Below are 13323 nucleotides of genomic sequence, written 5' to 3'. Positions count from 1 at the left end.
TCACGTCCTTCAGACCTGAGTCTGCGCGTAGGCCTCCAGTGCCGCGAGCTGGGCCGGGTCGAGCGACGGACGCACGGCCTTGGCCGCCTTCGTCAGATGCTCCGCGGTGACCTCCTTGGCCTCCAGCGATTCGCGCATCGCGGTCAGCGCCGCCTCCCGGATCAGCGCCGCGCAGTCCGCCGCCGAATAACCGTCCAAAGTGGCCGCATACGCCGCGAGGTCCACATCGGACGCGAGCGGCGTGTTCTTGGCGCTGGCGGCCAGGATCGCCTCGCGCGCGTGCGCGTCCGGCGGCGGGACGTAGACCCGGCGCTCCAGCCGTCCAGGTCGCAGCAGGGCCGGGTCGACCAGCTCCGGCCGGTTCGTCGCACCGAGGACGACGACCTCGCGCATCGGCTCGACACCGTCCAATTCGGTCAGCAGGGCCGCGACGACGCGGTCCGACACGCCGGAATCCGAGGACTGGCCGCGGCGCGGGGCGAGCGCGTCGATCTCGTCGAGGAAGATCAGCGACGGCGCGGCTTCGGCGGCGCGGCGGAACAGCTCCCGCACGGCGCGTTCGGACTCGCCGACCCATTTGTCCATCAGCTCGGCGCCCTTGACCGCGAAGACGTTCAGCGCGCCGGTGCCCGCGAGCGCGCGAACCAGGAACGTCTTGCCGCCACCGGGCGGCCCGTACAGGAGCACGCCACGCGGCGGATCGACGCCGAGGCGGGCGAACGAGTCCGGGTAGCGCAGCGGCCACAGCACCGCCTCGGTGAGCGACTGCTTGACGTCGGTCATGTTCCCGACGTCGTCCAGCGTCAGTCCGCCGGTCGCCAGGTTGTCCGAAGTGGACATCGAAATGGGACGGACGGTGGTCAGCGCGTCGAGCAGGTCCTGCTGGGAGATCCGGGGTTCGTCGGCTTCACGTTGCCGCAGCGCGGCGCGGAGGGCGGCGTCGCGGCGGAGCGCGATGAGATCCGCGGCCACGAAACCGGGAGTGCGCTCGGCGATCGGTCCGACGTCGACGCCGGACTCCAGCGGGGCCTCGCGCAGGAGCACGCGCAGCAGTTCCGTGCGGGTCTTCGCGTCCGGGAGCGGCAGGCCGAGTTCGCGGTCGAGCAGATCGGCGGCACGCAGCCGAGGATCGGTGGATTCGGCCCGCCCGGTGGTGGCGACGACGGCGAAACCCTTGTGGCGCAGTGCTTTGCGCAGGTCGTCGAGGACGACCGTCGCGAGCGGTGGCGGCTGGGACGCGGGCAGCAGCGCGTCGATGTCGGTGATCAGCAGGACGGCGGGCTCTTCGTCGCGGGTCGCCTGTTCGATCGCCTCACGCAGGCGCGCGGCGGCGACGTTCGGTTCGAGGACGGCGATGTTCGGCGCCGCGAGCGAGACCACCCGCACCTTCTCGGCCTGCGCCACGGCGCGGACCAGCGTCGCCTTCCCGACGCCTTCCGGCCCGGACAGCAGGACGCCGAGATGCGCCGACGTGCCGAGTTTCGCCAGCAGCTCCGGGCGATGGAAGGCCAGGTCGAACCACTCGGCGAGCTTGCGCGCGGCCGCTTCGGAGCCGGCGAGATCCGACAACGGCGGCACCGATTCCTCGGCCACCTCGTCGATCCGCTCGTCTTCGACGATCTCGGCGTCGATGAAATCCTCGTGTGGCGTGGAAGGCGTGCTGCGCACCAGCGTCGTCCCGGTGCGGGCCGGAGCGGCGGCGGGCGCGGCCTCGCCGGTGCGGGCGCCGTCCCGCCAGCTGACCACAGTGGACGGTCCGACGGCGACCGGCCCCGACGGCTCGGTGGCCGTGACGGTGAGCAGCTCGTTCGTCCACGTCATGCCGATGGCGCGGGAGAGCTGGCCGCGGACCGCGGAGACGTCGGAACCCGGCGCGGGCGCGAGATCCTGGGGGAGCAGCGAGACGGCGTCGCCGACGGTCAGGACCTTGCCGATCAGGGCGAGCCGCAGGGTGTGCGGGGAGAGCGACACGCTCGCCATCCGCGAACCCGACACGGTGACCGTCTTCGCGGCCGACACCTCCGCCGGCGCCACGACGACCTCCGAGCCCTCGGTCACGCCGAGGTTCGACATCGTGACGTCGTCGAGGAGGATCACCCCCGGGATCCCCTCCGCGTCGGACGGGGCGGCCAGCGCCGAGCTGACCCGCGCGCCGGTGACGCGGACGGCGTCCCAGGCCATCAGGCCGAGCGCGTCGAGGACTTCGGGGTGCAGCCGGACGACGCCGCGGCGGGAGTCCAGGGCGGACGGGGTGTGCCGGACGGTCAGCGTGATCTGGGGTGCGCTCACCCCGCCACCCTATCCAGCCGCCGCGCGCTCAGCCGCCGCCGCGCGGCGAGCCGCCGAAGTACGTGAAGGCCCCCTTCCTTACGTCTAGCGCAAGGAAGGGGGCCTTCAGGTACTTCGGCCCGTCTGTCCCCAAGTTGTCCACAGGGTCACCCACTTGTGGACAACTCCGGCCCCCGACCCCCGTTTCCCCAGATCCCGTCGGACACCCCCGATACGCTGGGCGCGGGGCCGTCCCCCAGGGACGGGCGGGGGGTGGGGTGGCGCGGGTCAGCGTTTCCGGAGGCCGATCCGGCGCCATGAGCGGCGTCGCGGGCCTCGGCCGTTGTCGCGGTCTTTGTCGGTGCTGATGGTGCGCGGAGTGCGCGCGACGTGCTGTTCGCCTCGCTGGAGCCGGACCCGCTGGGCGGCGCCTGCCACCACTCGACGCAGCGGCGGGCGCAGGCCGAGACGGCGGCGGCTCGAACGCCGCCGGATCGCGCGCCGTTCCCGCGGCGGCGCCATCCACGCTTCCGGGTGGTTCGCCAGCCACCGTTGCCGGTACACGGAATACGGGATGTGCGCCAGGTACAGCACCAGCGCGATCGCCAGCGCCACCAGCGGGAACTGGATGATCGCGGCGGCCAGCAGGCCCACCCCGACCAGCAGCGGCGCGATCGCCTTGGGCGGCGCCTTCACCGTCTTCAGCGAAAGCGTCGGGATCCGGCTGATCAGCAACGCGGCGACGGCGATCGTCCACACCCACACCACGTACTGGTGCGACCACCAGCCCTGCCCGAACTGCAGCTCCAGGATCAGCGGCAGCATCGCCAGCAGGCCACCGGCGGGCGCGGGCACACCGACGAAGAACTCGCCGGCGTACGGGGGCTGCTCGGTGTCCTCGATCAGCGTGTTGAACCGCGCCAGCCGCAGGATCATGCAGACCGCGAAGATCAGCGAAGCGACCCAGCCGATCCGCTCGCCCTCCGCGTGCCAGACGTACAGCACCAGCGCGGGCGCGACACCGAACGAGATCCCGTCGGACAGCGAGTCGAGCTCCTGCCCCATCTTCGACGTAGCGTCCAGCAGTCGCGCGATCCGGCCGTCGAGACTGTCGAGCACCGCGGCGATCCCGATCGACGCGATCGCCATCGGATAGTTGCCGATCAGCGCGAACTGCACCGACGACAGACCGGCGCACAGGGCGAGCACCGTGATGGCGTTCGGCAGCAGCCGCACGCCGGGAGTGGTCACGCGGACCATGGATCAGCCTTCCGGGTGCGGCGCCGTGGGCAGCTCGGCGATCGGCGTCTCGCCGCCGATCGTGCGCTGGCCCTTCGAGACGAGGACCTTGCTGCCCGGCGGCAGGTACAGGTCGACTCGCGAGCCGAAGCGGATGATGCCGTACGTCGCGCCGACGCCGACCTTGTCACCCTCGCGGATCTCACAGAGGATGCGCCGGGCCACCAGCCCGGCGATCTGCACCACGACGAGCTCGTGGCCGTCGTCGGTGCGCATGAGCACGGAGTTGCGCTCGTTGTCCTCGCTCGCCTTGTCCAGGTCCGCGGACAGGAACTTCCCTGGCCGGTACGCGACCCGCTCGATCACACCCGACGCCGGAACCCGCTGGACGTGCACGTCGAACACCGACAGGAACACGCTCACCCGCATCCGCGGTTCGGCGGGCAGCCCCAGCTCGGGCGGCGGCACGGCCTCCTCGATCAACGAGACCAGACCGTCCGCCGACGCCACCGCGAGGCCGGACTGGGCGGGCGGGACCCGCTTCGGCTCACGGAAGAACGCGGCCGTGGCGGCCGTCGCGAGCGCGCCGAGGACGCCGAGGGGCTTGGAGAACCGCCGCAGCAGCAGCGTCGCGGCGAGGCCGCCGAACACGAACGGCCTGCCGGCCGGGTGCATCGGCGGGACGGTCTCGCGGGCGAGCTTCACGGCGTGCGCGAGGGGGTTACCAGTGGCTTCCGGCCGGTTGCCGCTCATTGGTCGGGTTCACCGCAGTTCGTGTCGGGGGGTCGGGACAGGAAGAGCCACCACGCTACCGCCCTGTCCGGAGACGGGCCGTGGCCTCCCCCGGAAGGGTTTCCCCGGGCCGGGTGGGCGGGGCCACATCCCGGTAACGGTAGGTGGAAATGAGCGATAACTCTAGGTAGTTGATGCCGATCACCGACCTTGAGGACCCTCGAATGCCCGCCAGCCCGGACCCCGCAGGCGAGCGACTCGCCGAGCTGTTCCGCGCCTGGAAGAGGGACATTTCGTCGGCGCCGATGCCTCCGCTCGTCGATCCCGTCCGCGCCGTCTCGGTCATCGCCGAAGCACGCGCGTCCGGGCGCATATGCCCCCCGACGGCACATGCGACCGGACGCGGCCGCTGGAACTGAGCGAAACTCCCACTGTAGTTCGCCGGACGCTCTTGATCACCGGTCGCGAGAAAACCGTTACCAACGGTCATCGGCGATAGGAGTCGCTCCGCCCGGAGCCGCGCACCAATCGCAGCAGGGCGAGCAGCACGATCGAACCGAGAATGGCGACGCCGAAGCTGGGGAAGTCGAACTCGAAGGTCCGCTCCGTGCCGGTCGCGAGGCGGTAGATGAAACCGCCGAGCGCCGCGCCCAGCACGCCGATCAGGATGCTGAACAGGCAGCCGCCCCGCCGGTCCGGGCCGCCGACCACGACGTTGGCCAGCCACCCGGCGATGGCGCCGAACACGATCCACGAGAAGAAACCCATGCCGTCGAGGTTACCGACTCGGATGGAGTAGCACACAAGAACACTTGTACAAGAACCCTTGTGCAACTACTGTTGTGCGTCATGGCCGACCGTGAGGTACGTGAAGTCCACGATTCGAAGGTGCTCGCCGCGATGTCGCATCCGCTGCGGCGCCGCCTGCTCGACGTCCTCCGCCTCGACGGCCCGTGCACGGCGTCCGTGCTCGCCGAGCGGACCGGGCAGGCGGTCGGGAACGTCAGCCACCACCTGAAGGTGCTGGCCGCCGGCGACCTGGTGGAGGAAGCGCCGGAACTCGCCCGCGACCGCCGCGAGCGGTGGTGGCGCCGCGTCGGGTACGCGGTCTCCTGGTCGCCCTCGGACTTCCCCGACGACCCGGTCGCGGCCGCCGCCGAATCCCTCGCCCTCGAACGCCAGGTTTCCATGGCGCGCCAATGGTTCGCCGAACGCGAGAGCTATCCGGAGGAGTGGCATCGCGCCGCCTTCGCCACCGACAGCTGGGCGAAGATGTCGGTCGCCGAACTGGCCGAACTCGAACAGAAGGTCCACGAGCTGATCAAGTCCTACAGCGGCCGTGAGATCCCGGACGACGGCCAGGAACGCCGCCCCGTCTTCATCGCCACCCGCGCCGTCCCGGCCCGCCCGTGACCACCCGCGAACGCGGCGGATTGCTGCGCTCACGGGATTTCCGGCTTCTATGGACCGGCGAGACGACCAGCGTGCTCGGCAGTTCCATCGCCGTCGTCGCGCTGCCGCTCGTCGCGGTGGTCACCCTGCAGGCGAGCACGTTCGCGGTCGGGCTGCTGACCGCGGCCGCCTGGCTGCCGTGGCTGCTGATCGGCCTGCCCGCCGGCGCCTGGGTCGACAGACGGCCGAAACGCCCGGTCATGCTGGTGTGCAACGGCATCTCGATGCTGGTGTTCCTGAGCGTCCCGGTCGCCGCGTGGGCGGGCCTGCTCACGATGACCCAGCTGATCGTCGTCGCCTTGGCGGGCGGCGTCGCGAAAGTGTTCTTCAACGTCGCGTACCGCGCGTATTTGCCTTCACTGGTCGAGAAGGACCAACTCCAGGAAGCCAACGAAAAGCTGCAGGGCAGCGAATCCGCCGCCCAGATCGGCGGACCGGGGCTCGCCGGTCTGCTCGCGCACTGGTTCGGCGCCGTCTCCGGAGTGCTCGCCGACGCGATCAGCTTCGGGATCTCCGCTCTGTGCCTGCGATCCATCCGCCATCGAGAGCCCGCACGTCCGGCGAAGACGCGTTCACGGCTGCGGGACGAGATCCGCGACGGCCTCGATTTCGTCGTCCGCGACCCGTATCTGCGGGTCCTGGCGGTCTTCGGCGCGATCTCGAACGTCGCGCTCATGGGCTACCAGTCGATCGAGGTCGTCTTCCTCGTCCGTGACCTCGGCGTCGGAGCGGGCGCCACCGGGCTCGTGCTCGCGCTGGTCGGCGTGGGCGGCGTCTTCGGCGCCGCGCTGTCGGGCAAGCTCGCCGCGCGGATCGGCACCGCCCGCGCCTTCGTGCTCTGCGAGGCGTTCGGGGCGCTGATGATGCTGCTCGGCCCGCTCGCGAACGGCGGCTGGGGGCTCGCCTTCTTCGTCGCCGCCGGGTTCTCGCTCAGCGCCGGCGTCGTCGGTTCGAACGTCCTCAACGCCACCTTCAAACAGCGGTACGTCCCGGCGGCGATGTTCGGCCGGGTCACCGCGAGCATGTCCGTGCTCAGCTTCGGCGCGATCGCGCTCGGCGGCCTGCTCGGCGGGCTCCTCGGGGAGATCGCCGGTGTGCGGCAGACGCTGGGCCTGATGGCCGGGCTCGAGGTGATCGCCGTCTTCGCCCTGCTGTTCACGCCGATCGGCCGGTGCCGCGACTTCCCCGCGGATCGCGTTTAGCCCGCTAAACGCAGGTCAGAGCAGGAGGACGTCCACCTCGTCGCCCTGCTCGACCGAGTCCACGTCCTCCGGCAGCACGATCAGGCAGTTCGCCTGCGTGAACGACGCCAGCAGATGCGAACCCGGGCCGCCGCGCGGGCCGACGATCCCGGTGACCTCGCCCTCGGAATGCGTGTAGAAGCCCCGCCGGAACTGGCGCCGTCCGGCGGGGGAGGACATCGCCTCGGTCAGCCGGGCCCGCACCTGCTGCCGGTCGACGCCAGCGTGCCCCATCGCCGCGAGCAGTGCCGGCCGCAGGAACGCTTCGAAGGAGACCAGCACGCTCACCGGATTGCCCGGCAGCGTCACCACCGGCACGCCGTTCCAGCGTCCGCAGCCCTGCGGCCCGCCCGGCTGCATCGCGACCTTCCGGAACTCCACGCCCTGCCCGGTCAGCGCGTCCTTCACCACTTCGTACGCGCCCGCGCTGACCCCGCCCGAGGTCACCAGCAGATCCGCGTCCGCCAGCCGCGGCTCGATCACCGCGCGGAACTCGTCCACGTCGTCGACCACACTGCGCACGACCTCGGCCTCGCAGCCGAGCGCGCGGATCGCCGACGCCAGCATGATGCTGTTCGACTCGTAGATCTGCCCGTGCCGCAAGGGTTCCGGCGCGTCGACGAGTTCGGTCCCGGTCGACACGACGAGCACCTTCAACGGCCTGAACACGGGAACCTCGGCGAGCCCGACGGCCGCCGCGAGGCCCAGTTGCGCCGGGCCGAGCACGGTCCCGGCCGGAAGCGCCACCGTGCCCTCGACGACGTCTTCGCCCCGGCGCCGGATATGCGCGCCCGGGACGGCCGTCCTGAGAACTCGGACGTCCGTCACGCCGCCGTCCGTGTGCTCCACCATCACCACCGCGTCGGCGCCGGGCGGCAAGGGGGCGCCCGTCATGATCCGGTGCGCGGTGCCCGGCTCCAGCTTCGTGATGTCGACCCGGCCAGCCGGGATGTCCTCGGCGACCGGCAGCGTCACCGGCGCTTCCGCCACGTCTTCGGCGCGGACGGCGTAACCGTCCATCGCCGAGTTGTCGAAGGGCGGCAGCGAAACCCCCGCGCGCACGTCCTCGGCCAGGACGAGCCCGGCGGCGGAGGCGAGCGGAAGGCTGATGACAGGGGCGTTTCCGAGCAGGCCGGTGACGGTCTCACGGTGGGCGTCGACGGAGATCACCGGACCATCCTCCCGCCTCGGGCCTCGCATGCAAGACTCTGCGCGTCACAACCACCACCGGGGAGAGAAGACATGCAGGTTCAGATCCGTCACCAGCCCTCGTTCGCGGTGGCGAGGCTCATGCTCGCCCCGGGTGAGCCGGCGCAGGTCGAGTCGGGCGCGATGATGGCGACGAGCTATGGCGTGCAGGTCCAGTCCCAGGCACAGGGCGGCATCATGAAGGGTCTCGGCCGCGCCTTCCTCTCCGGCGAGTCGTTCTTCATCTCCACCTACACCGCCCCGCAGAACGGCGGCTGGGTCGACGTCGCCGCGAACCTGCCGGGCGACATGCAGATCATCAACCTCGACGGCCGCACCGGCTGGTGCGTCACCCGCGGCTCGTGGCTCGCGTCGTCGCACGGCGTGCAGACCGAGACCAAATGGGGCGGGCTCAAGAACCTCGTCGGCGGCGAGGGCGGCTTCCTGACGCACGCGACGGGACAGGGCCCGCTGGTCGTGGCCTGCTACGGCGCGCTGGAGACGGTGACCCTGCAGCAGGGCGAGGTGATCACCATCGACACCGGGCACGTCGTCGCGTTCGCCGACACCCTGCAGTACCAGATCCGCAAGGTCGCCACCGGCGTCATCCAGTCGATGAAGAGCGGTGAAGGCCTCGTCTTCGACTTCGCCGGGCCGGGCCAGTTGCTCACCCAGACCCGCAACCCGTCGGCGCTGTCCGCCTGGGTGATCGCCCAGGTCCCCTCCCGCTGAGCCCATGCGGGTCCAGACGAGGCACACCCCGAACTTCGGGGTCGCACGAGTGCTGCTGTCCCCCGGCGAGGCCGTCCAGGCCGCCGGGGACACCATGCTGGCCAGCAGTTTCGGCATCACCGAAACCGTTCCCTCCCGAGGTGGTTCTCGGGCGGGCAAGGGCACGCCGTCGGTGTTCAACGCGCCAGAGGGCGGCGGCTGGATCGACTTCGCGCCGCTGGCCGCCGGTGACGTCTACCCGCTGGAGTTCACCGGCGGGGCGGGCTGGTGCGTGAGCCGGGACGCGATCCTCGCCAGGCCGGCGACCGTCCGGCACGATCCGGGCTGGGCACCGCTGCAGACGCTCTTCGGGGCCGACTCCGGTTTCCTGGAGCACTACAGCGGAACCGGGCCGCTCGTACTGGCCGCGCAGGGCCCGGTCGACGCCTTCGAACTCGCGGCCGGCGAACTCGTCACCGTCCGGCCGGACTTCCTGCTGGCCTACCCGGACACCGTGCAGTGCCGTCTCCGCGCGGTCGACCAGTCCGGCCCGCAGTCGGTCCGCACCGGCGAGGGGCTCGCATTGGACTTCGCGGGACCAGGACGCGTCCTCGTGCAAGCGCGCAATAGGCGGCTTTCCCGCGGATGACCTTCGGACGAATTGAGCATTGCCGACGCCGGTAATTCGGGTAGCGTGAACTGCACTCGAAACCGCCGGCCGGGGCAGAGAAGGCCGACGGATCCTGTGCTGAGGGAGTGCGCCGTGGCAGTCGGCACCGTCAAGTGGTTCAACTCGGAAAAGGGCTACGGATTCATCGAATCCACCGAAGGGCCCGATGTCTTCGTCCACTACTCGGCCATTCAGGCCGACGGATTCCGGACGCTCGACGAGGGTGACCGCGTGGAATTCGAAGTCCAGTCCGGCCGTGACGGGCGGAGTCAGGCGGCGGACGTACGCAAGGTCTCATAGGCGGACTTCGGGCGACCCCCGGCGGCCTCGGGAACTGGCGCGTTAGGCTGCGCTGCGTGACAGGCGATGAGTCGGGGGACCTGACCGGTCGCCGGCTGGGCAACTACCGCATCGACGGGGTGCTCGGCAAGGGCGGCATGAGCGTGACCTACAAGGCCACGGACGTGCGGCTCGGACGCAAGGTGGCACTGAAGGTCATCGGTGATCACCTCGGGGCCGACGCCGAGTTCCGCGAACGCTTCGTTGACGAGGCGCGGAACACGTCCGCGATCGACCATGCCAACGTCGTGCCCTTGTACGACTTCGGCGAGCTCGAAGGCATGCTCTACATCGCCATGCGGATGGTCGACGGCGGCGACCTCGCCGGGCTGATCTCCGGCGGCCCGATCGCGCCCGCCCGCGCGCTGAACATGCTCGACCAGGTCGCCGACGCGCTCGACACCCTGCACAACCGGGGTCTCGTGCACCTCGACGTCAAACCGGCGAACGTCCTGGTCACCAGCAAGGAGACCTCGCGGGAGCACGTCTACGTCGCCGACTTCGGCCTGACCCGCCGCGGCGCCACCGGGCACCGGACCCGCGGCGGCGACTTCCTCGGCTCGCCCACGTACGCGGCACCCGAGCACCTGCGCGGCGAGCCGCTCGACGGCCGCACCGACCAATACGCGCTCACCTGCGTCCTCTACGCCTGCCTGACCGGCAGCCCGCCCTTCAAGGGCGACGTGCAGACGGTCATCAAGGGGCACCTGAACGGCGAGCCCCCGGCCATCTCGCGGACCGTCGGCCTGCCCGCCGGGATCGACGAGGTCGTCCGCAAGGGAATGGCGAAGAATCCCGCCGATCGCTACCCCAACTGTGTTGAGATGATCGCGGCCGCCAGGCGCGCGCTCGGCTCGCTCGCGACTTCGAGCGAGCCCCCCGGTCCGCCCGGGGCCGCGGCACCGGTCCAGCAGACCGCGCCGCAGCAGGCGCCACGGCAGAACACGCCGCCACAGGGAGAGGGGGGCCCCGTGCACCCGTACGGAGGACAGCAGCCCGGCTACGGCCAGCAGGGACCGGGACCGCAGGGTCCCCCGCCGCAAGGCCCGCCCCAGCAGGGTCCGCCGCCCGGGTACGGCCCGCCCCCGCAGCAGGGTGGCTACCAGCAGGGCGGTTTCCAGCAGGGTCCGCCTCCGGGTTACGGCCCGCCCCCGCAGCAGGGCGGTTTCCAGCAGGGTGGCTTCCAGCAGGGGCCGCCGCCCGGCTACGGCCCGCCGCCGCAGCAGGGCGGTTTCCAGCAGCAGCCCAAGAAGGGCGGCGGCGCCAAGTGGATCTGGATCGTCGTCGGCGCGCTCGTGGTCGCGGGCGCGATCGTCGCCGCGATCTTCATCTTCAGTGATTCGAGCGGTGGCAACGGCCCGCAGACCACCGCGCCGAATATCCCGGTCGGCCCCGGCGGCTCGCAGTCACAGTCCCCGGGCTCGTCGCTGAAGCCTCCGCCGTCGTCGATCCCCATCAAGCCGAGCACCTGACGCCCGGGGGTGAAGGACGCTTTCACCGCATGCGACGCGGTGAAAGCGTCCTTCACCGCGTCATACGAGGGCATGGTTCCCTTCGGCCACGCCACCGCGCTGACCTGCGGTTCTTGCACTCGACCCTGGAGAGTGCTAAACACGACATTGGCACTCGACGCCGTCGAGTGCCAGGCAGAGCGGTCACCAGACCGCTCGCCTGAAGGTCGGGACGGTGAGGCCGCACCCTTGATCGGGTGGGTCGTCCGTCGCGGGCACCGAGCCTGGCCGAGGAAGAGTCCTGCCGCCGCGCTGTAGTAGGCGTGCGGCGGCGCCCAATACCGGAGGACCACACCGCAATGGCCAAACTGATCGCGTTCGACGAGGACGCCCGCCGCGGTCTTGAGCGCGGCTTGAACACCCTCGCCGAAGCCGTCAAGGTGACCCTCGGCCCGCGGGGCCGGAACGTCGTGCTCGAAAAGAAGTGGGGCGCGCCGACGATCACCAACGACGGTGTCTCCATCGCCAAGGAGATCGAGCTCGAGGACCCGTGGGAGAAGATCGGGGCCGAGCTCGTCAAGGAAGTTGCCAAGAAGACCGACGACGTCGCGGGTGACGGCACCACCACCGCCACCGTGCTCGCCCAGGCTCTCGTCCGCGAGGGTCTGCGCAACGTCGCCGCCGGGGCCGACCCCATCAGCCTGAAGCGCGGCATCGAGGCGGCCGTCGAGGCCATCACCGAGCAGCTGCACAAGGCCGCCGTCCAGATCGAGACCAAGGAGCAGATCGCCGCCACCGCGTCGATCTCCGCCGCGGACCGCACCATCGGTGAGCTCATCGCCGAGGCGCTGGACAAGGTCGGCAAGGAAGGCGTCGTCACCGTCGAGGAGAGCAACACCTTCGGGCTCGAGCTCGAGCTCACCGAGGGTATGCGCTTCGACAAGGGCTACATCTCCGGTTACTTCGTGACCGACCCGGAGCGTCAGGAAGCCGAGCTCGAGGACCCGTACGTCCTCCTCTTCGGTTCCAAGATCTCCACCGTCAAGGACGTCCTGCCGCTGCTGGAGAAGGTCATCCAGTCCGGCAAGCCGCTGCTGATCATCGCCGAGGACGTCGAGGGCGAGGCCCTGGCCACCCTCATCGTCAACAAGATGCGTGGCACCTTCAAGTCCGTCGCCGTCAAGGCCCCGGGCTTCGGTGACCGCCGCAAGGCGATCCTGCAGGACATCGCGATCCTGACCGGTGGCCAGGTCATCTCCGAGGACGTCGGCCTCAAGCTGGAGAACGCGGACCTTTCCCTGCTGGGCAAGGCGCGCAAGGCCGTCATCACCAAGGACGAGACCACCATCGTCGAGGGTGCGGGCGACGCCGACCAGATCCAGGGTCGCGTCAACCAGATCCGCGCCGAGATCGACAACTCGGACTCGGACTACGACCGCGAGAAGCTCCAGGAGCGGCTGGCGAAGCTGGCCGGCGGCGTGGCCGTCATCAAGGCCGGTGCCGCCACCGAGGTCGAGCTGAAGGAGCGCAAGCACCGCATCGAGGACGCGGTGCGCAACGCCAAGGCCGCCGTCGAAGAGGGCATCGTCGCCGGTGGTGGCGTCGCTCTCATCCAGGCTGCCGAGGCCGCCTTCGCCGGTCTGAAGCTCGAGGGCGACGAGGCCACTGGTGCCAACATCGTCAAGGTCGCCGTCGAGGCGCCGCTCAAGCAGATCGCGATCAACGCCGGCCTCGAAGGCGGCGTCGTGGCGGAGAAGGTCAAGTCCCTCCCGCAGGGTCACGGCCTCAACGCCGCCACCGGTGTCTACGAGGACCTGCTCGCCGCCGGCGTGCCGGACCCCACGAAGGTCACCCGCTCCGCGCTCCAGAACGCCGCTTCCATCGCGGCGCTGTTCCTGACCACCGAAGCCGTCGTGGCGGACAAGCCGGAGAAGGCCTCGGCCGCTCCCGCCGACCCGTCCGGTGGCATGGGCGGCATGGACTTCTGAGTTCGAGCCAGTAGCACCACCGGAAAGCCCGGACGCGCCTCGCG

Annotated in this window: 12 protein-coding genes; 7 read left to right on the top strand and 5 right to left on the bottom strand. The window is 70.6% G+C overall.

Going from position 1 to position 13323, the window contains the following annotated elements:
- Window positions 1-9 precede the first annotated feature (9 nt).
- The 4 genes from ACFVM3_RS32450 to ACFVM3_RS32435 form a co-directional block, all read right to left on the bottom strand.
- Complete coding sequence (locus ACFVM3_RS32450; RefSeq protein ID WP_378443733.1) at window positions 10-2289, bottom strand: AAA family ATPase; 2280 nt, start codon at window positions 2287-2289, stop codon at window positions 10-12.
- 267 nt (window positions 2290-2556) lie between these two features.
- Window positions 2557-3528 (bottom strand): CDP-diacylglycerol--serine O-phosphatidyltransferase, encoded by a 972-nt coding sequence (gene pssA / locus ACFVM3_RS32445; RefSeq protein ID WP_378443732.1) that lies wholly within the window; start codon window positions 3526-3528, stop codon window positions 2557-2559.
- 3 nt (window positions 3529-3531) lie between these two features.
- Window positions 3532-4260 carry a phosphatidylserine decarboxylase gene (locus ACFVM3_RS32440; protein ID WP_378443731.1) on the bottom strand — a complete coding sequence of 243 codons (729 nt, stop codon included), beginning with the start codon at window positions 4258-4260 and terminating at the stop codon, window positions 3532-3534.
- A 465-nt stretch (window positions 4261-4725) separates the two neighbouring features.
- Window positions 4726-5007 (bottom strand): GlsB/YeaQ/YmgE family stress response membrane protein, encoded by a 282-nt coding sequence (locus ACFVM3_RS32435; protein ID WP_039923570.1) that lies wholly within the window; start codon window positions 5005-5007, stop codon window positions 4726-4728.
- A gap of 81 nt (window positions 5008-5088) precedes the next feature.
- Here ACFVM3_RS32435 and ACFVM3_RS32430 point away from each other — a divergent pair, with 81 nt between their 5' ends.
- Together ACFVM3_RS32430 and ACFVM3_RS32425 are read left to right on the top strand one after the other, a co-directional pair.
- A complete protein-coding gene (locus ACFVM3_RS32430; protein ID WP_378443730.1) occupies window positions 5089-5652 on the top strand; it encodes an ArsR/SmtB family transcription factor in 564 nt (187 codons plus the stop codon).
- Window positions 5649-6893 (top strand): MFS transporter, encoded by a 1245-nt coding sequence (locus ACFVM3_RS32425; protein ID WP_378443729.1) that lies wholly within the window; start codon window positions 5649-5651, stop codon window positions 6891-6893. Before ACFVM3_RS32430 ends, ACFVM3_RS32425 begins: the two co-directional genes overlap by 4 nt.
- 15 nt (window positions 6894-6908) lie before the next feature.
- On the opposite strand, the gene glp is transcribed toward ACFVM3_RS32425, so the two are convergent.
- Window positions 6909-8102 carry a gephyrin-like molybdotransferase Glp gene (gene glp, locus ACFVM3_RS32420; RefSeq protein ID WP_378443728.1) on the bottom strand — a complete coding sequence of 398 codons (1194 nt, stop codon included), beginning with the start codon at window positions 8100-8102 and terminating at the stop codon, window positions 6909-6911.
- A gap of 72 nt (window positions 8103-8174) precedes the next feature.
- Between glp and ACFVM3_RS32415 the strand changes: the two genes are divergently transcribed.
- The 5 genes from ACFVM3_RS32415 (at window position 8175) to groL (ending at window position 13279) form a co-directional block, all read left to right on the top strand.
- Entirely contained in the window at window positions 8175-8852 is a 678-nt protein-coding gene (locus ACFVM3_RS32415) for a TIGR00266 family protein (protein ID WP_034308282.1), read from the top strand.
- Between the two features lie 4 nt (window positions 8853-8856).
- Window positions 8857-9480, top strand: a complete 624-nt coding sequence (locus ACFVM3_RS32410) for an AIM24 family protein (protein WP_378443727.1) — start codon at window positions 8857-8859, stop codon at window positions 9478-9480.
- Between the two features lie 114 nt (window positions 9481-9594).
- Window positions 9595-9801: a cold-shock protein gene (locus ACFVM3_RS32405; protein WP_005164266.1), complete on the top strand. Its 207-nt coding sequence runs from the start codon at window positions 9595-9597 to the stop codon at window positions 9799-9801.
- Window positions 9802-9857: 56 nt separating this feature from the next.
- Window positions 9858-11312 carry a serine/threonine-protein kinase gene (locus tag ACFVM3_RS32400; protein WP_378443726.1) on the top strand — a complete coding sequence of 485 codons (1455 nt, stop codon included), beginning with the start codon at window positions 9858-9860 and terminating at the stop codon, window positions 11310-11312.
- Window positions 11313-11650: 338 nt separating this feature from the next.
- Window positions 11651-13279 carry a chaperonin GroEL gene (gene groL / locus ACFVM3_RS32395; RefSeq protein ID WP_005164277.1) on the top strand — a complete coding sequence of 543 codons (1629 nt, stop codon included), beginning with the start codon at window positions 11651-11653 and terminating at the stop codon, window positions 13277-13279.
- Window positions 13280-13323: the final 44 nt, after the last annotated feature.

This window comes from Amycolatopsis sp. NPDC057786 (genome assembly GCF_042797905.1).
Classification (GTDB): Bacteria; Actinomycetota; Actinomycetes; order Mycobacteriales; family Pseudonocardiaceae; genus Amycolatopsis.
The sequence above is the reverse complement of the archived record's forward strand: the minus strand, read 5'-3'. Positions and strand labels throughout refer to the sequence as shown.

What these genes read in the sequence shown, in the direction of transcription:
- ACFVM3_RS32430 (WP_378443730.1), top strand. Translation starts at nt 5,089, where the DNA reads ATGGCCGACCGTGAGGTACGTGAAGTCCACGATTCGAAGGTGCTCGCC.
- pssA (WP_378443732.1), bottom strand. Translation starts at nt 3,528, where the DNA reads ATGGTCCGCGTGACCACTCCCGGCGTGCGGCTGCTGCCGAACGCCATC.
- groL (WP_005164277.1), top strand. Translation starts at nt 11,651, where the DNA reads ATGGCCAAACTGATCGCGTTCGACGAGGACGCCCGCCGCGGTCTTGAG.
- ACFVM3_RS32440 (WP_378443731.1), bottom strand. Translation starts at nt 4,260, where the DNA reads ATGAGCGGCAACCGGCCGGAAGCCACTGGTAACCCCCTCGCGCACGCC.
- ACFVM3_RS32435 (WP_039923570.1), bottom strand. Translation starts at nt 5,007, where the DNA reads ATGGGTTTCTTCTCGTGGATCGTGTTCGGCGCCATCGCCGGGTGGCTG.
- ACFVM3_RS32410 (WP_378443727.1), top strand. Translation starts at nt 8,857, where the DNA reads ATGCGGGTCCAGACGAGGCACACCCCGAACTTCGGGGTCGCACGAGTG.
- ACFVM3_RS32415 (WP_034308282.1), top strand. Translation starts at nt 8,175, where the DNA reads ATGCAGGTTCAGATCCGTCACCAGCCCTCGTTCGCGGTGGCGAGGCTC.